The sequence below is a fragment of the Dyella agri genome, assembly GCF_044904705.1.
Classification (GTDB): domain Bacteria; phylum Pseudomonadota; class Gammaproteobacteria; order Xanthomonadales; family Rhodanobacteraceae; genus Rhodanobacter_A; species Rhodanobacter_A agri.
Genome location: NZ_JADIKL010000005.1, coordinates 55,854 through 76,358, shown reverse-complemented (window position 1 = coordinate 76,358; position 20,505 = coordinate 55,854). Strand labels below are relative to the sequence as shown.

Sequence of the window (20,505 nt, the reverse complement as noted above, 5' to 3'; positions counted from 1 at the left end):
ACGCGGCCGGTGAAATCGCCGCGCGGCGGCAGCCTGCAAGATTAACAGATGGCCATCCACCGGCCGCAGCCGCCATCGAAGCTTCACGCCAGATGCGCAAGCCTGTTGCCAAGCCACGCAACCGTCATTAAGATACGCGGCTCCCACGGGGTGTAGCTCAGCCTGGTAGAGCGCTACGTTCGGGACGTAGAAGTCGCAGGTTCAAATCCTGTCTCCCCGACCAGTTCAAACGCCTGAATCCGCTGGTGTCAGGAACGGAAAAGCCGCCCTCCAGGGCGGCTTTCTTGTTTCCGGGACGCTTCGCGCTGCCGGCGTCAGGACTTGGAGGAGGCATTCGGCATCAGGCCGAAACGCAGCATCACCAGCTGCCCGTTCATGCCGCAGGCGGCCTCCGCACCAACCTGCCCCTTGTCGAACTGCATCGGCACCAGCACGACGGTATAGCCCTGCACCGCCTGTCCCTTCTTTGTATCGCCGATCGACTTGGCGTTGCCGTACTGCTTGGTCAGCGCATCCCAGGCTTGCTGCAGCTTGTCGCTGGACGGCTTCCCATTGGGATCGAACGACTGCGTCGCGCCGTTGAAATCACCCTTGCTCATCGCGGTCACCGTCTTGTTCACCACGCCGCCGCACGTCGCCGCCTGCTCGGGCGAAGCCGGCGTCGGCTGCGCTGCCTGCTGCGAAGGCTGCGCTGCCGGTTGTGGAGGCGGCTGCGGCGTTTGCTGCTGTATCGGCTGTGGGGCCTGCTGCGCAGGAGCTGTCTGCGCCTGCACGCTGCCATAGGCCAGCAACATGGCCGGAAGAATGAAAGGAATGGCCTGTTTCATGTCGTCTCCTCCTCGTTCGGATTGCGAGCGCGACGGCAAGCGTGCCGGTCAGGGGGATAGATCGGACCGAAGCGCGGGAAAATGCCGGAGATGAAACGGCGAGAGCCGTCGCGGAGAGCGTCGTCTGGGTGACGCGTCCCCATCCTCGTGAGCCGGGATGTCGCTGTCAAACCGGACGCCGGCAACCATTCAGCAAGATGAGGATCGAGTGTGCGTGGATCGCTGGCTTCAACCCGCGACGGCCAAGGTTGCAAGCCGGTCCAGCTCGGCCTCGACGAACCCCGCCTCCAGCCGTGCAGGCCGGTTGAATGGGCCGCGCAGGCTGACACCCAGATAGTCGCGCAACAGGTCGAAGAAGGTCTCGAAGGGATCGATGCCATCGCGTTCGCAGCACCAGCGATACCAGCGCGTGCCAGCGGCCACGTGGGCCACTTCCTCGCGCAGGATCACTTCCAGCACGGCGATGGTGCGTTCGTCGCCGGCATGACGCAGGCGCTCGATCATGCCCGGCGTCACGTCCAGTCCGCGCGCTTCCAGCACACGCGGCACCAAGGCCATGCGCGCCGTGTCGGAGTGCGCGGTCTTCTCGGCCATTTCCCACAGGCCGTTGTGGGCGTCGAAGTCGCCATAGGCATGATCCAGTTCGGCCAGCCGCGTGCTGAGCAGCGCGAAATGGCGCGCCTCGTCGTGCGCGCAACTGGCCCAGTCGCGGTAGTAGTCGCCGGGCATGCCGCGGAAGCGGTACACCGCATCCCAGGCGAGGTTGATCGCGTTGAATTCGATGTGCGCGACTGCGTGCACCAGCGCGGCGCGGCCCTCGGCGCTACCCAGTCCGCGCTGCGGTACCTGGCGGCCGCTGACCAGCCGCGGCCGGGCGGGACGACCGGGGGCGCCGATGGGTTCCGGCGCCGGTGCCGCATCGTCCGGCCGCAAATCGCCGGCCAGCAGTGCCTGCCAGGTCTCGCGGGTGAGGCGCAGTTTCTCGGCGGGGTCGCTGGTGTCGAGGCAGCGCCTGGCGGCTTGGTGCAGATTGCTCATGGTGCGCAGTGTAGTGCCCGCCGGATGACGGCCCGCATTGCCGCCGTCATGCGCGGCGTGCATAGTCTTGCGCGGCCCTCGCGAGAAATCGACCATGACCGGACTCGGCGCCATCGAAATCAAGGCCTTCGTCCCTGCCCGCGACTACGAAACCTCGCGGCGTTTCTACGTCGATGTCGGCTTCGTGGAGAAATCGGAGTTCAAAGGCATTGCCTACTTCGCGCTCGGCGAATGCAGCTTCCTGCTGCAGGATTTCTACCAGCAGGTACACGCCGACAATTTCATGATGCACCTGCTGGTGGACGACGCAGACGCCTGGCACCGGCGGCTGACCGGACAGGACATCGTGGGCAGGTATGCCGCGCACGGCGTGCGCATGGGCGAGCCCGGCGACCGCGAATGGGGCATGCGCGACTTCCACCTGATCGACCCCAGCGGCGTGCTGTGGCACATCGGCCACAACACGCGCTGAGCATATCGGAGCTTACGCGCTGCGCCGTGCAGCCTTGGCGTCGTCCGAACGCAGCATCTCGATCTGCTGCAGGTAATGCTGGTCGAGGCCGGTGACGTACTCGCCGTTGAAGCAGGAGGAATCGAAGTGCTTCAGCGATTCGTTGCCGTCCTGCACCGCCCACACCAGGTCCTGGAGCTCCTGGTAAATCAGCCAGTCGGCACCCAGCATCTGCTGCACCTCGGCCTCGGTCTTGCCGGCGGCGACCAGTTCGGTAACCGAGGGCATGTCGATGCCGTACACGTTGGGGTAGCGCACCGGCGGCGCGGCAGAGGCGAAGAACACGTTCTTCGCGCCGGCGTCGCGCGCCATCTGGATGATCTGCTTCGACGTGGTGCCGCGCACGATGGAGTCGTCCACCAGCAGCACGTTCTTCTTGCGGAACTCCAGCTCGACCGGATTGAGCTTGCGGCGCACCGATTTCACGCGGTCGCCCTGCCCCGGCATGATGAAGGTACGGCCCACGTAGCGGTTCTTGACGAAGCCCTCGCGGAACGGCACGCCGAGCGCTTCGGCCAGCGCGCTGGCGGCGGTGCGCGCGGTGTCGGGGATCGGGATCACCGCGTCGATGCCGTGGTCCGGGCGCTCGCGCAGGATCTTTTCGGCCAGCTTCTGGCCCATGCGCAGCCGCGCCTTGTACACCGACACGTTCTCGATCATCGAATCGGGGCGGGCCAGGTACACGTATTCGAAGATGCACGGCGCGTGCACCGCGCCGTCCGCGCAGTGGCGCGTGAAGAGCTGGCCGTCGTCGGTGATGAACACCGCCTCGCCGGGCGCCACGTCGCGCAGGCGCTTGAAGCCGAGCACGTCCAGCGCCACCGACTCGGAGGCCACCGCGTACTCGCGGCCTTCCGCGGTGATCCGCTCGCCCAGCACCAGCGGGCGGATGCCGTTGGGATCGCGGAACGCCAGCAGACCGTAACCCAGCACCAGGGCGATGCAGGCGTAACCGCCCCGCGCACGCGCATGCACCCCCGCCACCGCCTTGAAGATGTGGTCCGGGGTCAGCGCCATCCGCTCCTGGATCTGCAGTTCGTGCGCCAGCACGTTCAGCAGCACCTCGGAATCCGAATCGGTGTTGATGTGGCGGCGGTCGTCCTCGAACATCTCCTTGCGCAGCGCCTCGGTGTTCACCAGGTTGCCGTTGTGCGCGAAGGCGATGCCGTAGGGCGAGTTGACGTAGAACGGCTGCGCCTCTTCGGCGCCCTCCGAGCCCGCGGTGGGATAGCGGCAGTGGCCGATGCCGATGCGGCCGCGCAGCCGGTTCATCGCGTGCTGGCTGAACACGTCGCGCACCAGGCCGTTGCCCTTGTGCAAGCGCAGCCGCGCGCCATCCACCGTGGCGATGCCGGCCGCGTCCTGGCCGCGGTGCTGCAGCACCGTAAGGCCGTCGTAAAGCGCCGATGCCACTTCGGTGGTACCGACGATGCCGATGATTCCGCACATGATGAATGGCCTGCTACGGGTGATTCGAGGGAGAGACGGTGGCGGCCGGCGCGGGTGTCGCGCCCGGCGTGGATATGGTGGCGGGCAGCCGCTTGCGCAATGCCTCGGGCAAGGCCGCGGGATCCAGCTTGCCGCCCAGTGCACCCGACACCGCTGCCGGATTCAGGTGCTCGCGCAGCGAATCCGACACCGTCGCGGGATGGAAATGTTCGCGCACGCTGGGCGGCACCTGCTGGCCCAGCCAGATCGTGGCGCTCTGGAACGGCGGCAGCAGCAGCGACTGCTGCCACGGCGGCTCGCGCGTGAAGGTGGTGAACTGGCACAGGAACACCAGCAGGCACACCAGCAACACGCCGCGCGCCAGCCCGAACACCATGCCGAACAGGCGATCCGTACCCGACAGGCCGGTGCTCACCAGCAGGCGTTGCACGAGGAAGCGCAGCAACGCGCCCAGCACCAGCACCAGCACGAAGCACAGCGCATAGCCGGCGACCACCCGCAGCGTGGGCACGGTGATCACATGCAGCCGCTCCGCCACGGCCGGCCCGAGCAGCCACGCCACCCAGAACGCGGCGATCCATATCACCAGCGCCAGCACCTCGGACACCAGGCCGCGCCACAGCCCGACCAGCACCGACAGGCCCAGCACGCCGAGTATCGTGTAGTCGATCCAGTTCATGCCCACGCTCGTACCGGTGATTCGCTCAGGGAACGCCGACCACGTTGCCGCTGATGCCGAACTTCGCCTTGATCTGGTCGCGCACGCGTTCGGCGTCGGCACGCTGGGTCTGCGGACCCGCGCGCACGCGCCACAGGCGCTTGCCGCCCGCGCTCACCGAATCCACGAAGCCGTCGAAACCGCTGGCGCGCAGCTTGTCGCGCAGCGCATTGGCGTCGGCCTCGCTACCCAGCGCGGCCAGCTGCACCGCGTAGCTGCCGGCGCGGGGGGCCGGCGCAGTGGCAGCCGGTGCTGCGGCCGGCGCCGCGGTCGTGCTGGCCGCCTTGACCGGGGTCGACGCGATGTTGGAATCGGCGTGGCCCAACCCTTCCACCAGCTTTGCCGGCACGCCGGGAATCGACTGGGTGATCTTCAGCCGCGCCGCCTCGGCGCCGGTCCGCGAATCGAACGGGCCGGCGGTGACCAGGGTGAGCTGCTTGCCGGCCTGGGTGATGACGCGGGTCAACACCGGATAGCCGAGCGAGCGCACGCGGCGCACGAGATGGTCCACGCTGTTCGCATTGGCGTAGGCGCTGAGGTTGAGCACGTAGAGCGAATGATCCGCCGCCACCGGCGCCGCTGCCGGAGCAGCGACCGGAGCTTGGACCTGGGCCTGCGGGGAACCATGCGTCGCCGCCGCCACCACCGCAGCACCGGCGGCCACGGCGCCTGCTGCCACGACGGCTTTCGGCACGCTGGAGCTGCCGCCCTGCAGCGGAATGACCGGCTGCGAAGGCGAGGCGCCGGAACCCATCGCCGGCCCGGCCTGCTGCTGTGCCTTGGGTGCCGCGGCATCGGTGCCCACGTCGGCGGGGCGGCGCGAGGCGATGTCCACCGTGGCGAGCTGGTTGCCCTGCCCCGGCGTCACCGCGGCAGTGCTGGCCGCCGGCGCCGCCGCAACCGTGCCGCTTGCCGCTGGCGCCGCGCTGCCGGCAGTCGTCGGCGCGCCCGGCGTCAGGCTCATGGTGCGGGTCTGCAGGTTGCTGTCCTGCGGGGGCGGGATCGCCAGGCTCACCGACTGGTCGCTCGCCGTGGCCGGCGGCGGATTGCTGGAGAAGAACATCGGCACGAAGATGACGAGCAGGGCTATCAGTACGGCAGCACCCAGCAGACGTGTTTTCAAGAGTTCGCTCCGAGGCGGCCGGCACGGCCCGCAATCCGGCGATTATACCTGCCCTGCTCCGCGCGCCGCCCGTGGCTCACCGGCCGCGTTCAGCGATCACCGCCGCCGCCACGAAAAACGAACCGAACGCGAGGATGCGTTCGCCCGGCTTTGCCCTGGCCTGTGCCGCCGACAGCGCACTTGCCACATCGGCATGCCGGTCGTGACGCGCCTGCGGCAGGGTCTGCCGCAGGATGTCGGCCAGCGCATCCACCGCAAGGCCGCGCGGGCTGGCGCCATCCAGGCCGGCGAGGTGCCAGTGGTCGATGCGTGCGCCCAGCGCGGCGATCACACCGGCTACATCCTTGTCGGCCAGCGCGCCGTATACCGCATGGGTGCGTGCGGGGGCCTGCGCGTCCAGCCATGCGGCCAGCGCGCGCGCCGCCTGTGGGTTGTGGCCCACGTCCACGATCAGCGGCGGGTCGCCGCCCAGCGATTGCAGGCGCGCCGCGATCCGCGCATGGCGCAGGCCGCGGCAGACCGCGGCGTAGGTATCCTGCGGCGCCAGCGGACCGCCATCGATCCACAGCGCGTGCAGCGCGGCGATCGCCGCGGCGGCATTGGCGTATTGCACCGGCGCCGCCAGCGCGGGCGCGGGCAGGTCCATCGCCGTACCGTCGCGGTGCCGCCAGCACCAGCCATCGGCATGCCGTTCCACGAAGAAGTCCACGCCAGCACGCTCGACCCGCGCGCCGGCGACGGCCAATGCATCGAGCAACCCGGTCGGCGGATCGGCTTCGCCCACGATCGCCGGGCGCCCGGCGCGGGCGATGCCGGCCTTCTCGCGGCCAATGCTGTCGCGGTCCGGCCCCAGCCAGTCCATGTGATCCAGATCCACCGTGGTCACCACGGCCACGTCCGCGTCGACGATGTTCACCGCGTCCAGCCGGCCGCCCAGGCCCACTTCGAGGATCGCGATGTCGAGTCCGGCGCGCGCAAACAGGTCCAGCGCCGCCAGCGTGCCGTACTCGAAATAAGTCAGCGGGGTGTCGCCGCGCGCTGCTTCGATGCGTTCGAAGCTGGCGACCAATGCAGCGTCATCCGCGTCCTGCCCGTCTATACGTACCCGTTCGTTGTAGGTGAGCAGGTGCGGCGAGGTAAACGAGCCGACGCGCAAGCCGGCGCCCTGCGCCATTGCTTCCAGCAAGGCCACGGTAGAACCCTTGCCGTTGGTGCCGCCCACGGTGACGACCCGCCGCGCAGGCGCCGATGCGCCCATCCGCTGCCATACGCTGCGCACGCGTTCCAGGCCCAGCTCGATGCTGCGCGGGTTGACGTGTTCCTGGTAGGCCAGCCATTCGGCGAGGGTGCGGGGCATGCTCGGGATTTCGCGTGCTGCGGGAGGCGCGCAGCTTAGAGCTTGTTCAACATTTCCGCATAACGTGCTTGCGATGGCCGCCAGGTGGCGCAGCATGGTGCAACGCCTGCCTGGCTGACGAGTGGACGCCCGTCCCATGCTCTCCGGAACCGGCATCGTCCATGCTGCCTCCCTGCGGACTTTTGCTCCTTTCCGGTTTGCATCGAAGAGGGCTCGGCGCCTTATCTCCTCAAACCAGCGGGTGGATGATCGCGTGCATCGACCAGGCAAGGCCAAAGGCGATGGACGCGCTGGAGAACAGAGCCAGCATCAACGGTGCAAGGCGGTCCATGGCAGTGCGGACCTGGGCAATCGTGTTCATGGGGCATCTCCTTCGACCCGTGATTGGGTGCGAGGGAGATGCTCCTCCGATGGGCGGGTGTGCGGCAGAAGCGTCCGTCAGCGATCGCCAGTGACAGTCGTCACAGGGCTGTGCGGCGCAACCTCAGCGCATTGCTCACCACCGACACCGAGCTGAGGCTCATCGCCAGCGCCGCGATCATCGGCGACAGCACGATGCCGAACGCGGGGTACAGCGCGCCCGCCGCCAGCGGCACGCCGATGCCGTTGTAGACGAAGGCGAAGAACAGGTTCTGGCGGATGTTGCGCACCGTGGCCTGCGACAGCGTGCGAGCGCGCAGGATCGCGCCCAGATCGCCCTTCACCAGGGTCACCTGCGCGCTCTCCATCGCCACGTCGCTGCCGTTGCCCATCGCGATACCGACGTCGGCGGCGGCCAGCGCGGGTGCGTCGTTGACGCCGTCACCGGCCATCGCCACCTTGCGCCCTTCGCCGCGCAGCGCGTTCACCGCCGCCGCCTTGTCAGCGGGCGTGACTTCCGCATGCACTTCGGTGATGCCCAGCCTGCCGGCCACCGCCTGTGCCGTGGTGGCGCTGTCGCCGGTAAGCATCACCACGCGCAAGCCCGCCGCCTTGAGCGCCGCCACGGTGTCTCGCGCCTCCGGCTTGATGCGGTCGGCCACTGCGAGCAAGGCGGCGAGCACGCCGTCGACAGCGAGATACATCACCGTGGCGCCCTGCCCGCGCAACGCCTCGGCGCGGGCATCCGCCGCGTCGTGGGACGCGATGCCCAGCTCCCGCAACAGCTTCGCGTTGCCCAGCGCCACCGTGGCGCCATCCACGTCAGCCACGACGCCGCAGCCGGCAAGCGCGCGGAATCCCGTCGCCGTGAACGAGGCCACGCCTTCTTCGTCGGCGGCGCTCACGATGGCATGGGCCAGCGGGTGCTCGCTGGGACGTTCGAGCACGGCAGCCAGGGCCAGCAGGCGTCCGCGCGGCTGATCGTCCAGCGCCACCAGTTCGGTGAGCGCGGGCCGGCCTTCGGTGAGCGTGCCGGTCTTGTCCACCACCAAGGTGTCGATGTCCTGCAGCGCCTCGATCGCACCGGCGTCCTTGAACAGCACGCCATGCTGCGCACCGCGTCCGCTGGCCACCATGATCGAGATCGGCGTGGCCAGGCCCAGCGCGCAGGGACAGGCGATGATCAGCACCGACACCGCCGCGACCAGCGCATGCGCCAGCTGAGGCGACGGCCCGAACACCGCCCAGGCCACGAAGGCCAGCACGGCCACGGCCACCACCAACGGCACGAACCATGCGGCGACCTTGTCCGCCACGCGCTGCAGCGGCGCCTTGCTGCGCTGCGCCTGCGCCACCAAGGCCACGATCTGCGCCAGCAAGGTTTCGCCACCCACCTTCTCCGCGCGCATGACCAGGGCGCCGTCGCGGTTCAAGGTACCGCCGGCCAGCCTATCGCCAATGCCCTTGGCTACCGGCATGGGTTCGCCGGTGAGCATGGATTCGTCGACATGGCTCGTGCCTTCGAGCACCACGCCATCCACCGGCAGCTTCTCGCCGGGGCGCACGCGCAGCGTGTCGCCGGCTTGCACCGCGTCCAGTGGTACATCGGCCTCGCTGCCATCGGCGGCGATACGCCGCGCGGTCTTCGGTGCCAGCCCCAGCAGCGCCTTCAGCGCCGAACCGGTGCGCCGGCGCGCCCGCAGTTCGAGGAAGTCGCCCAAGGTCACCAGCGCTACGATCACCGCCGCCGATTCGAAATACACGCCCACCCGACCATGCATGTCGCGGAACCCAGGCGGGAAGAAGCCGGGCAGCAGGAAGGCCACCGCGCTGTACGCCCAGGCCACGCCGTTGCCCAGCGCGATCAAGGTGTACATGTTCGGCGACCACGGCCTGAGCGAGCGCCAGCCGCGCGCGAAGAACGGCGCGCCGCCCCACAGCACTATCGCAGTCGACAGCAGCGCCTCGGCCCATCCGGCGACGCCATCCCACGGCGCCGGCAGATGCCAGCCGAACAGATGCGGCCCCATCGCCAGCAGGAATACCGGCAAGGTCAATGCCGCCAGCGTCCAGAACCGCCGCCCCAGTGAACGCAACTCGCCGCCGTCGTCCTCATCCAGCGTGGGCATCATCGGTTCCAGCGCCATGCCGCACTTCGGGCAGTCGCCGGGGCCTGTCTGCTGTACCTCGGGATGCATCGGGCAGGTGTAGATCGCGCCAGCGGGAGCCGGCGGCGCGGGCCGGCGCTCGCCGAGATAGGCCGCCGGATCGACCACGAACTTCTCGCGGCAACGCGCCGAGCAGAAGTGGTAATCGTGGCCGGCATGCGTGGCACGATGCGCACTGGTCTGCGGATCCACGGTCATGCCGCAGACCGGGTCCTTGACCATGCGGGCGTGATGCGCGTGGTTGTGATTGTGATTGTCATGGTGAGCATGCGCCGCCAGTGGCGCCTGCAACAGCGATGGCGCGCTCTTTGCCGCGCAGCAGCCGGCAGCCGCCGCCTTTCCATCTGCCAGATAGCGCGCCGGCTCGGCATCGAACCGTGCCTTGCAGCCGGCACAGCAGAAATACAGGTCGCGACCCTCGTGCTCGCTGCGGTGCTGCGCGCCGGCCGGGTCCACCGCCATTCCGCACACCGGGTCACGCGGCGCGGCATCCATGCCGACGGGTTCGGCGGCGCAGCAACTATCCTGGCCGCTCACGAGTGCATCTCCGCGTCGCTCAGCGCACGCAGAATCGGGCACTCCTCCGGTTTGCCGTGGCCAGGGCACGAAGCCACCAGCTGCGCCAGCCCGTCGCGCACCCGCTGCAGTTCGGCGATGCGTTGCTCGATCGCCGCCAGCCGCTGCTCGGCGCGCTGCTTCACCGCCTTCACCCCGCGCTGGCGATCCGCCGACAGCGCCAGCAGTTCGCGGATTTCCTCCAGCGTGAAACCCAGGTCCTTGGCGCGGCGGATGAAGCGCAGCTGCGTGACCGTGCTCTCGTCGTAGCTGCGATAGCCGGAAGCCCGCCGCAGCGGCTCGGGCAGCAAGCCTTCGCGTTCGTAGTAGCGGATGGTGTCGATAGCCACGCCGACGCGCTTGGCGACGGCACCGATGGTCAGGGAGCTGGTTTGGGTGTTCATGGGGCAAGTCTAGACCTTTGATCAAGGTCTAGAGTCAAGCCCCTTTCGAGCGCCACGATGTCTGCAGCCGTCACCTACGTCGCTGCGCAACCCCGGACCCCGGCTGGCCAGTCACCTCATCCGCCCTTGCCGGTTGCCGCACCCCCAACCAGCTCGGCGTTCGGTACCACCGTAATCGTGATCTTGGACGGATGCTCGCCGTCGTGATGGATCACGTTGCGGGCAATCACGCCCTTGGCTTCGTCGTAGTTGTTGCCGCCGGTGTTGAGGTTGCGGTCGAAGCGCGGGAAGTTGCTGCTGGACACATCCACGCGCAGCTTGTGACCCGGCTTGAAGTAGTAGCTGGTGTCGATCGGCTGGAAGGTGACCTTGTATGTCTGGCCGGGCGACATCCACGCCAGCGGCTTGTCGTAGCCGTTGCGGTAACGCATGCGCTGGATGTTTTCGGTGATGTTGAAGGCGCGGCCATCAGGGTAGACGTCGATCACCTTGAAGGTGAAGTCGGTGTCTTTCGCGCTGGAGGAAACATACAGCGTCACCGTGATCGGTCCGCTGACTTCGGTGCCCTGCTCGAACGGCTTGGAGTCGTAGACCAGGATGTCGTTGCGGGTTTCCTGCGGGCGCTGGTCGTAGGAACCGAATTTCACCGCCGAGCCCTGGCAGCAACCGCCGCCGCCAAAGGTGGGCACGGGATTTTCCGGGTCGTAGACGAACTTGTCGGGATGGTCCGCGGCGGGCGCCGCGTCGACCAGCTTGCCGTTGCCGTAGAGCGTGTTGGCCTCGCCCTCGCTGGTGAAGTAGAGGTCCTGCGTGGTGGCCCCGGCCGGCGGCCAGGTGTCCGCCTTCTCCCAGCGGTTCGCGCCCATCACGTAGTACATGACCTTGGGCTGCTTGGCCAGGACGGCGCTGTCTTCGCCCTTGAGATAGTGGTCGAACCAGCCGTAGACGAGATCGTTGTAATTGAAACGCGCATCGCCCACGTCGAGGTCGCCGATCATGGTGTGCTCGCTGGCGCGGGCATACGCGCAATGCAGTACCGGCGCGATGATCGCGTATTGCTGGTCGGCGACGGCTTTCGGCGCGGCGCGGCGCACTTCGTTGTAGGCGGCGAGATTGGGCGACACGGAAACGTCGAACCAGCTCATGAACCACAGGCCCGGCTTGCTGACCTTGAGCTTTTCGTTCCACAGGCCGCCCTTGTACCAGGCGGGATCGTTGGGCGCGCGCGCAATCATGTCGCCACCGGTGGCCACCGGCATGTGCGTCTCGAAGATGCCCGGCGCCCCGCCCACGGCCTTGATCATGTCCTTCTCGGGCAGGTGCCAGAACGCCTTGTCCCAGTCGACCGGCGGCATCTGCGGGGCGAGATCGTAGAAGTGCGATGCGTTGACCAGGTCCGCCTGCGAGGTACTGTGCGGGAACAGCGGTCGCGTCTGGTTCTGGATGCCGTAGTCGTAGATCCAGGAAATAAACAGCATCTGCACCGCACCGCCGCGATACCAGTTGCCTTGTTCGTAGTACGGGCCGACCTTGCCGACGCCGGCACCGAAACCCTGCACGTTGAACGTGGCTAGCGCCGGGTCGTTTTGCGCCACTACGGCGAGCTGCCATTCGGCGGTCGACGAGCAGCCGGTGGTGCCGACCTTGCCGTTGGACCATGGCTGCGAGGACATCCACTTGAGTTCGTCGCTGCCATCGCTCAGCGGCATGCCGAGAATGTCGTAGTTGCCTTCGGAGAAGAAGTGGCCGCGCTCCTGCATCTCCACGTAGGCGTAGCCGTGCTTGACCGCTTCGAGCTCGCGCGTCATGTCGCGCGGCGCGCCGAGCTTCACGTCCCAGAAGTTGAAGTTGTACGGCGTGCGCGAAAAGATGATCGGCACCTTGCCCGCGCCCTTCGGGCGATAGATGTCGGCGGCCATCAGTTTGCCATCGCGCATCTTCACCATCACCTTGCGGTCGACGACCGCGACCTGCTCGAGCTCGTTCTCGATCGCGTTGCGCTTGGCGATCAGCTGCGCTTGCGAGTCGGGTCGCTGTTGCGCGGCGGCCGGGGCGGCCACGGGCAGCGACAGCCCGAACGAAGCCCACGCACAGGCGAAGGCGGAAGCCAGCGGTTTGAGTCGCATGCTTGAATCCCCTACGAGTGTTCCCCGAGTGTCGGGCAGCCAGGAGGCTCAGGGAACATGACTAAGGGCATAGGGTTGGTCCGATGGCACATCCGGCTGCGCATCGAACCAACCACGACCGGCTTACACCGGCAGCGCCGTGGTCTTCTTCACCGTGCGCAGCGCGAGCGTGGATTGCACGCGCACCACGCCGGGCAGCTGGGTAAGGATGTCGGTGTGGATGCGCTCGAAATCCGCGGAGTCGGCATAGGCCACCCGCACCATGTAGTCGGCGGTGCCGGCGAGCAGGCAGCACTCGGTGACTTCCGGGTGGCGCTGGATCGCCGTCTCGAACGCGTCCAGCGCGGCGCGCCCCTGCTGGTCGAGCGTCACCAGCACGAAGGCCGTGCCCGGCAGGCCCACGGCCTTTTCGTCGAGCAGCATCACGTAGCGCGAGATCAGCCCGCGCTCCTCCAGCAGCTTCACCCGGCGCAGGCAGGCCGAGGGCGACAGATTGATCTGCTGCGCCAGCTCCAGGTTGGTCAGGCGCCCGTCCTGCTGCAGCAGTTGGAGGATGGCGCGATCGCGCTCGTCGAGGGCCGGATCAGAAGTTGACATGAAATTCCAATTATTCGTCATTTCTACTTATTAAGTTCCACACATTCTGCGGCAACCTCGAAAAATAAGCGAGAAATTGCTCAACACTGCGCTCATACTGCTGCACCGCCGGTGCGTGCCGCCGGTCCGCCTTCCATTCGCCCAGAGAGATCCCGCCATGCGCATCGGTGTGCCGAAAGAAATCAAGAACCACGAATACCGCGTGGGCCTCGTCCCGTCGTCCGTGCAGGAGCTGGTGCACCACGGCCACCAGGTGCTGGTGCAGGCCGGCGCCGGTCTGGGCGCTGGCATCAACGACGCCGACTACGTCGCGGCGGGCGCCACCATCGCCCCGGACGCCGACCAGGTCTTCGCCGAGGCCGACATGATCGTGAAGGTGAAGGAGCCGCTGGCGGTGGAGCGCAAGAAGCTCCGCAAGGGCCAGATCCTGTTCACCTATCTGCACCTGGCTCCGGACCTGGAGCAGACCAAGGATCTGATCGACTCCGGCGCGATCTGCGTCGCCTACGAAACGGTGACCGCGCCGAATGGCACGCTGCCGCTGCTGACCCCGATGTCCGAGGTCGCCGGCCGTCTGGCTCCGCAGGTGGGTGCGCACTCGCTGGAGAAGGCCCAGGGTGGCCGCGGCGTGCTGCTGGGCGGCGTGCCCGGCGTGCCGGCGGCGGAAGTGGTGATCCTCGGCGGCGGCGTGTCGGGCACGCACGCGGCGACCATCGCCGTGGGCATGGGCGCCAAGGTCACCGTGGTGGACCGTTCCGCCGACGCGCTGAAGCGCCTCTCGGCCCAGTTCGGCACCGCGATCTCCACCGTGTTCTCCACCCGCTCGGCGATCGAGGAATTGGTGCGTCGCGCCGACCTGCTGATCGGCACCGTGTTGATCCCCGGCGCGGCCGCGCCGAAGCTGGTCACCCGCGACATGCTGAAGACCATGAAGCCGGGCTCGGTGATCGTCGACGTCGCGATCGACCAGGGCGGCTGCGTGGAAACCTCGCACGCCACCACCCACGCCGACCCGACCTACGTCGTCGACGACGTGGTGCACTACTGCGTGGCCAACATGCCGGGCGCCGTGGCGCGCACCTCCACCTTCGCGCTCAACAACGTGACCTTGCCGTTCGCGCTGTCGCTGGCCAACAACGGCTGGAAGAAGGCGCTGGCGCAAGACGTGCACCTGCGCAACGGCCTGAACGTGTGCGAAGGCAAGGTGACCTGTGAGCCGGTGGCCGAAGCGCATGGCCTGCCGTACGTGAAGGCGGAAACCGCGATCGGGATGTAAGGCCGCCGAAAGCCCCTCTCCCGCTTGCGGGAGAGGGGTTGGGGAGAGGGCCGGCTTTCGCTTCGCCCGCTCCCTCTCCCGCCCTTCGGGCACCCTCTCCCGCAAGCGGGAGAGGGAATTGCAAAACAGCATTTTCGAAGCGGTCGGGCACCAGGGCCGGATGCGCAAGCATCCGGCTTTCCTGTTTCAGGCCGACTCGTCCTCCACTGCCACGAAGCCGCCGGTCTGCCGCTTCCACAGCCGCGCATACAAACCGTCGCGGGCGACCAGCTCGGCATGCGTGCCGGTTTCCACGATGCGGCCCTTGTCCAGCACCACCAGGCGGTCCATGCGCGCGATGGTGGACAGGCGATGCGCGATGGCGATCACCGTCTTGCCCTGCATCAACAGGTCCAGGCTTTCCTGGATCGCCGCCTCGGCCTCGGAATCCAGCGCGCTGGTGGCCTCGTCCAACACCAGGATGGGCGCGTCCTTGAGCAGCACGCGGGCGATCGCGATGCGCTGGCGCTGGCCGCCGCTGAGCTTCACGCCGCGTTCGCCGACCAGTGCGTCGTAGCCGGTGCGGCCTTCGCCATCCAGCAGCGTGGGAATGAACTCGTCCGCACGCGCCTTGCGCACGGCCTCGGCAACCTGCGCCTCGCTGGCGTCCGGCCGACCGTACAAGATGTTGTCGCGGATCGAGCGATGCAACAGCGATGTGTCCTGCGTCACCACGCCGATCTGCGAACGCAGGCTTTCCTGCGTCACCTGCGCCACGTCCTGGCCGTCGATGGTGATCTGCCCGTCTTCCAGGTCGTACAGGCGCAGCAGCACGTTCACCAGGGTCGACTTGCCCGCGCCGGACGGCCCGACCAGGCCGATCTTCTCGCCCGCGCGCACGGCCAGCTCCAGGCCTGCGATCACCCCGCCCTTCTTGCCGTAATGGAAGTGGACGTCGTGGAAATGCACCGCACCGTTGGTCACTTCCAGCGGCATCGCGCCTTCGCGGTCCTGCACCGCGCGCGGCTGTGCGATGGTGGTGATGCCGTCCTGCACGGTGCCGACGTTCTCGAAGATGCCGTTGACCACCCACATGATCCAGCCGGACATGTTGTTGATGCGGATCACCAGGCCGGTCGAAAGCGCGATGGCGCCCACGGTGACGTGGCCCTGGTTCCACAGCCACAGCGCCAGCGCCGTGGTGCCGGCGATCAGGAAGCCGTTGAGTGTGGTGATGCTGGCGTCCATCCCGGTGGTGAGCCGGGTCATCCGGCGCAGCTTGTCGGTCTGCTCGCCCATCGCCTCGGCCACGCAGGCCTCCTCGCGGTGGGTGTGCGCGAACAGCTTCAGCGTGAGCACGTTGCTGTAGCCGTCGACGATGCGGCCCATCAATTTCGAGCGCGCCTCCGAGGCTTTCCACGAACGCTGCTTGATGCGCGGAATGAAGTACGCCAGCAAGCCCACATAGGCGAACACCCAGACCACCAGCGGCACGGCCAGCCACACGTCCGCGTGGGCGAACAGCGCGATCGCGCTTCCGGTGTAGATCAGCACGTACCAGATCGCGTCCACGATCTGCACCGCCGACTCGCGTAGCGAGCCGCCGGTTTGCATGATGCGGTTGGCGATGCGCCCGGCGTAGTCGTTCTGGAAAAAGCCCAGGCTCTGGCGGATCACGTAGCGGTGGTTCTGCCAGCGGATGCGGTTGGTGAGGCTGGGCACGATGGCCTGGTTCACCAGCAAGTCGTGCAAGCTGTTGAACACCGGCCGCGCCACCAGCGCCACCAGCGCCATGCCCAGCAGCTCGCGTCCGTGCTGGTGGAAGAAGTCCGCGGCAGGCAAGCCTTTCGCCATGTCCACGATGCGGCCGATGAAGCCGAACAGCGATACCTCGACGACCGCCACCATGAAACCGACCACGATGGCCGCCGCGAACACCGGCCACACCTGGCGCAGGTAGAACGCGTAGAAGCGCCACACCGATTGCGGCGGCATGCCGTCGACCGGCTCCTTGAACGCGTCGATCAGGGATTCGAACCAGCGGAAGATCATGGGGGGCGCACGAAGCGGGTGAGTTCCTAGCGTGGGTGCGCGGAAGCATGTTCGCAAGGGGACGCCGGCCTGAACGCCAGCCACGCCCGGTCGCCGCCACCGATTGACCGCCCACCGCCCGGCTCGGATCATGCCGGGATGCCTACCCTGCTCCGTCGCCTGTCGGCGTTCCCGACCCTCCTGCTAGCCCTGGTGCTGGCTTTCGGCACAGCCCCCGCCTGGGCGCGTGCCGATGCGGATACCACCGCCTCCACTGCCACGCCGGCGCAGGCGCTGCAGCAGTTGAGCGACCAGCTCGACACGGTGAAGGCTGCACTGAAAAACGCCCAGGCGGGCAAGCCCGGCACGCCCCCGCTGGCCGACCTGCGCACCAGCGCGATACAGGTGCAGAGCCAGGCAGGCCAGCTGGCCGACAGCCTGGCACCGCAGATGGCCGCCCTGCAGGCGCAGATCACGGTGCTGGGGCCGCCGCCGGCCAAGGGCGCCCCGGCCGAGGCGCCTGAAGTCACCGCGCAGCGTCGCCAGCTGGACAAGTCGCAGGCCAATCTCAACGCGCAGATCGTGCAGGCGAAGTCCTTGAACCTGGACGCCACGCAAGTGGTGACCCAGATCAGCGGCCTGCGCAGCGACCAGTTCCAGGCGCGGTTGGCGGAGCGCACCGATACGCCGCTCGGCCACGCCTTCTGGGCCGACCAGGTGCGCGCGCTGCCCAGCGACATGGCGCGCATGCAACGCTTCGCCGGGGAATGGGCCGAGGGCTGGGGCGATGCCTGGCAACCGCCGAACCGGCTGCCGCTGCTGCTGTGCCTGGCCCTTGCCGTGCTGCTGATCGCCGGCGGCCGCCAGGCGCTGCATCGACTTTGGCAATTCACCGCCACGCGCTGGCTGCCGGACGGCCATCTGCGCCGCAGTGCGATGGCGGCGGTAATGGCCTTGTCCACCACGCTGGTGATCGGCCTGGGCGCAAAGCTGGTGCACCTGGGCCTGAACTGGAACGACACGCTGGGCGCCGACCTCGACGCACTGGCCACGTCGGCCATGCGCGTCGTGATCTTCTCCACCTTGATGGCCGGGCTGGGCAGCGCCCTGCTGTCGGCGAAGCGCGCTTCGTGGCGACTGCTGCCGCTGTCAGACATCGCGGCACAACGGCTGCGGCGCCACCCGTGGTTGCTGGGCGGTGCGGCGCTGCTGACGGGCCTCACCGAGCGTGTCATCCGCAACGTCGGCGCCAGCCTGCCGGCCACGGTGCTGCTGCATGCGTTGCTGGCCTTGCTGATCAGTGGCCTGGTCGGCTCGATGCTGCTGCGCCTGCGCCGTGCGCGACGCGACGCCGATGCGGCCGACGGCAACAAGGCACGCCGGCCGCTGTGGGTAGGCCTGCTGAGCTTCGCCGCCACGCTGGGCGTGGTGGTGTGCTGGCTGGCGGTACTGTTCGGCTACATCGCGCTGGGCTTCTTCGTGGCCGTGCAGATGCTGTGGACGGGCCTGGTGGCCGCCAGCCTGTACCTGCTGATGCAGCTGGCGCGCGATCTGTTCGAGACACTGCTGTCGCCGCAGGGGCGCGGCGGCGCGCACTTGCAGGCCGGCTTCGATCTCGCTCCCGACACGCTGGAGCAGGCGGCCACCGTGCTCACCGGCATCACCCGGGTCCTGCTGGCGCTGGCCGCGCTGGCGCTGGTGCTGGCGCCGTTCGATGCCGGCCCGACGGAACTGGCGCAACGCGCAATGCAGCTGTTCGGCGGACTCCAGCTGGGCCAGCTGCACATCGAGCCCGGCACCGTGCTCGGTGCGATCGGCGTGTTCGTGCTTGGCCTGATGGCGCTGCGCATGCTCAAGCGCTGGCTGGGCGAACAGCTGTTGCCCAAGACCGCGATGGACCCGGGCATGCGCGACTCCATCGTCACCTTGCTCGGCTATCTGGGTGGTGTACTGGTGTTCGCGCTGGCGCTGGCCGCGCTCAACGTGAGCCTGCAGAGCATCGCGTGGATCGCCAGCGCGCTGTCGGTAGGCATCGGCTTCGGCCTGCAGCAGATCGTGTCCAATTTCTTCTGCGGCCTGATCCTGCTGGTGGAGCGGCCGGTGAAAGTCGGCGACTGGGTCAGCCTGTCCAGCGACGTGGAAGGCGATATCCGCCGCATCAACGTGCGCGCCACCGAAATCCAGCTGTGGGACCGTTCCACCCTGATCGTGCCGAACTCGCAGCTGATCTCCCAGACCGTGCGCAACGTGACCCACGCCAGCGCGCAAGGCCGCGTGCGCATCATGCTGCCGATGCCGCTGGACACCGACGCGGCGCGCGCCCGCCAGCTGATGCTCGAGGCGCTGAAGACGCATCCGGCTACGCTGTCCACCCCGTCGCCGGTGGTGCGGCTGGACAACATCAACGCCAGCTCGATGACCTTCAGCATCACCTCTTACGTGCGCAGCCCGCGCGACGTGACCGCTGTGAAGAGCGACATCTTGTTCGACATCCTGCAACGCTTGCGCGAGTCGCAGCTGCCGCTGTCCACGCCGCAGAGCATGGTGGTACGCACGCTGGGGCCGCTGGGCGAAGACAGTCCCGCCGCGCCGTTCCAGGCGTCGTGACGGCGACGCGCGGAGCAGACCGATGGGCTGGCACAGCATCGTCCCCGCGCCACCGCTGGATGCCCTGATCGAGACGATCTGGGATTGGGACATGCCGCCCGCCGCGCTCGGCCGCGAGCGCATCCTGCCGGTGCCGGGCACCGCGCTGATCATCAACCTGCACGAGGACGAGACCCGCGTGTGGCACGACGACGGCCGCTGCGAGCGTGCCTCTGGCAGCGTCATCGGCGGGCCGTACCGGCATAGCTGGATCATCGACACGGCCGAGCAGATCCGCGTGATGGGCCTAGGCTTCCGCCCCGGCGGTGCGCACGCCCTGGTCGGCATCGACATCGACGAGCTGGGCCGGCGCGACGTAGACCTTGACGCTCTATTCGGCGCGTCCGCGCGCCGTCTGCGCCAGCGCCTGCTGGAAACACCCGAACCGCTGCACCGGCTGGCGCTGCTGGAAGGCTGGCTGCACGGCCTGCGTGCCGAACCCGCGCCCGATCCGGTGATTGCCCACGCCGTCGCCGCCCTGAGCCGCGCACCGCAACTGGCACGCATCGGCGCGTTGCAGCGGGACAGCGGCTGGTCGGCGCACCGCTTCGGCACGCGCTTCCGCCAGCAGGTGGGCATGACGCCGAAACAGTTCGCCAGGCTGCTGCGCTTCCGCGCCGTGGTGGCGCAGGTGCACTCGCTGACCGAGCTGCACTGGAGCGCGATCGCCGCCGACGGCGGCTATTGCGACCAGGCACACCTGACCCACGAGTTCCGCGCCTTCGCGGGGCTCACGCCGGCCGCCTTCATGGCCATGCGCGGACCGTATCCCAACCATCTTCCGCTGGACTGAACCGGGCGAAAAAATCTACAAGACCGCCTGCCGCGGCACGACGTAGGCTGCCCACTCCAGCCACCATGGAGCCAGCCATGCCGAACCCGACCCACGGCAGCACCTTGATCCCCAGCCTGCGCTACCGCGACGCCCACGCCATGATCGACTGGCTGTGTCGCGCGTTCGGTTTCGAGCGGCATGCGGTGTACGACGACGATGCCGGCGGCGTAGCGCATGCCCAGCTCACGTACGGCCACGGCATGCTGATGCTGGGCAGCGTGCGCGACGATGCGTTCGGCCGGCGTATGGCCCAGCCCGACGAGATCGGCGGACGCGAAACCCAGTGCACCTGCGTGGTAGTCGCCGACTGCAAGGCCCACTACGACCATGCCAGGGCCACCGGCGCCGAGATCGTGGACGCCTACCAGGAGAAGGACTACGGCGGCGCCGGCTACAGCTGCCGCGACCCCGAAGGCCACCTGTGGTGGTTCGGCAGCTACGACCCTTGGCAACCGGCATGAACTGACCCGCACAAACGAAGGCCGGCTTGCGCCGGCCTTCGTCG

The 20,505-nt window shown here is 68.1% G+C and carries 17 protein-coding genes and 1 tRNA gene; 6 read left to right on the top strand and 12 right to left on the bottom strand.

Translation table 11 applies throughout. The features are described 5' to 3' along the window. The first annotated feature begins 146 nt into the window (after window positions 1–146). Window positions 147–223: transfer RNA gene (locus tag ISP14_RS10750), tRNA-Pro, on the top strand. A 91-nt stretch (window positions 224–314) separates the two neighbouring features. Here ISP14_RS10750 and ISP14_RS10745 read toward each other — a convergent pair. Further along, window positions 315–827, bottom strand: coding sequence for a hypothetical protein (locus ISP14_RS10745; RefSeq protein ID WP_404539376.1), 513 nt, complete (start codon window positions 825–827; stop codon window positions 315–317). A 228-nt stretch (window positions 828–1,055) separates the two neighbouring features. Further along, entirely contained in the window at window positions 1,056–1,865 is an 810-nt protein-coding gene (locus tag ISP14_RS10740; RefSeq protein ID WP_404539375.1) for a ferritin-like domain-containing protein, read from the bottom strand. Between the two features lie 94 nt (window positions 1,866–1,959). On the opposite strand from ISP14_RS10740, the gene ISP14_RS10735 reads away from it, so the two are divergent. After that, a complete protein-coding gene (locus tag ISP14_RS10735) occupies window positions 1,960–2,337 on the top strand; it encodes a VOC family protein (RefSeq protein WP_404539372.1) in 378 nt (125 codons plus the stop codon). A gap of 12 nt (window positions 2,338–2,349) precedes the next feature. Here ISP14_RS10735 and purF read toward each other — a convergent pair whose 3' ends face one another. The 9 genes from purF to ISP14_RS10690 all read right to left on the bottom strand — a co-directional run bounded on the left by purF (window position 2,350) and on the right by ISP14_RS10690 (window position 13,233). Continuing rightward, a complete protein-coding gene (purF, locus tag ISP14_RS10730) occupies window positions 2,350–3,825 on the bottom strand; it encodes an amidophosphoribosyltransferase (protein ID WP_404539369.1) in 1,476 nt (491 codons plus the stop codon). A 13-nt stretch (window positions 3,826–3,838) separates the two neighbouring features. Next, window positions 3,839–4,504 carry a CvpA family protein gene (locus ISP14_RS10725; RefSeq protein ID WP_404539367.1) on the bottom strand — a complete coding sequence of 222 codons (666 nt, stop codon included), beginning with the start codon at window positions 4,502–4,504 and terminating at the stop codon, window positions 3,839–3,841. Window positions 4,505–4,529: 25 nt separating this feature from the next. Next, window positions 4,530–5,666 carry an SPOR domain-containing protein gene (locus ISP14_RS10720; RefSeq protein WP_404539364.1) on the bottom strand — a complete coding sequence of 379 codons (1,137 nt, stop codon included), beginning with the start codon at window positions 5,664–5,666 and terminating at the stop codon, window positions 4,530–4,532. Between the two features lie 76 nt (window positions 5,667–5,742). Continuing rightward, window positions 5,743–7,119: a bifunctional tetrahydrofolate synthase/dihydrofolate synthase gene (gene folC / locus ISP14_RS10715; protein WP_404539361.1), complete on the bottom strand. Its 1,377-nt coding sequence runs from the start codon at window positions 7,117–7,119 to the stop codon at window positions 5,743–5,745. A gap of 133 nt (window positions 7,120–7,252) precedes the next feature. Next, window positions 7,253–7,384, bottom strand: a complete 132-nt coding sequence (locus ISP14_RS10710) for a hypothetical protein (RefSeq protein ID WP_404539359.1) — start codon at window positions 7,382–7,384, stop codon at window positions 7,253–7,255. A 100-nt stretch (window positions 7,385–7,484) separates the two neighbouring features. Continuing rightward, window positions 7,485–10,046, bottom strand: coding sequence for a heavy metal translocating P-type ATPase (locus ISP14_RS10705; RefSeq protein WP_404539869.1), 2,562 nt, complete (start codon window positions 10,044–10,046; stop codon window positions 7,485–7,487). Window positions 10,047–10,084: 38 nt separating this feature from the next. After that, window positions 10,085–10,510 (bottom strand): MerR family DNA-binding protein, encoded by a 426-nt coding sequence (locus ISP14_RS10700; protein ID WP_404539356.1) that lies wholly within the window; start codon window positions 10,508–10,510, stop codon window positions 10,085–10,087. Between the two features lie 116 nt (window positions 10,511–10,626). Next, entirely contained in the window at window positions 10,627–12,636 is a 2,010-nt protein-coding gene (locus tag ISP14_RS10695; protein ID WP_404539353.1) for a CocE/NonD family hydrolase, read from the bottom strand. Between the two features lie 123 nt (window positions 12,637–12,759). Beyond that, entirely contained in the window at window positions 12,760–13,233 is a 474-nt protein-coding gene (locus tag ISP14_RS10690; RefSeq protein WP_404539352.1) for an Lrp/AsnC family transcriptional regulator, read from the bottom strand. A gap of 157 nt (window positions 13,234–13,390) precedes the next feature. Between ISP14_RS10690 and ald the strand changes: the two genes are divergently transcribed. Continuing rightward, on the top strand, window positions 13,391–14,509 hold the full coding sequence (gene ald / locus ISP14_RS10685) for an alanine dehydrogenase (protein ID WP_404539349.1): 1,119 nt from the start codon (window positions 13,391–13,393) through the stop codon (window positions 14,507–14,509). 186 nt (window positions 14,510–14,695) lie between these two features. On the opposite strand, the gene ISP14_RS10680 is transcribed toward ald, so the two are convergent. Next, window positions 14,696–16,537, bottom strand: coding sequence for an ABC transporter ATP-binding protein (locus tag ISP14_RS10680; RefSeq protein WP_404539866.1), 1,842 nt, complete (start codon window positions 16,535–16,537; stop codon window positions 14,696–14,698). 141 nt (window positions 16,538–16,678) lie between these two features. Here ISP14_RS10680 and ISP14_RS10675 point away from each other — a divergent pair, with 141 nt between their 5' ends. From ISP14_RS10675 to ISP14_RS10665, 3 genes are all read left to right on the top strand, one after another. Continuing rightward, complete coding sequence (locus ISP14_RS10675) at window positions 16,679–19,126, top strand: DUF3772 domain-containing protein (protein ID WP_404539346.1); 2,448 nt, start codon at window positions 16,679–16,681, stop codon at window positions 19,124–19,126. Between the two features lie 22 nt (window positions 19,127–19,148). Beyond that, complete coding sequence (locus ISP14_RS10670) at window positions 19,149–19,958, top strand: helix-turn-helix domain-containing protein (RefSeq protein ID WP_404539343.1); 810 nt, start codon at window positions 19,149–19,151, stop codon at window positions 19,956–19,958. 77 nt (window positions 19,959–20,035) lie between these two features. Continuing rightward, window positions 20,036–20,461: a VOC family protein gene (locus ISP14_RS10665; RefSeq protein WP_404539341.1), complete on the top strand. Its 426-nt coding sequence runs from the start codon at window positions 20,036–20,038 to the stop codon at window positions 20,459–20,461. The last annotated feature ends 44 nt before the right edge of the window (window positions 20,462–20,505 follow it).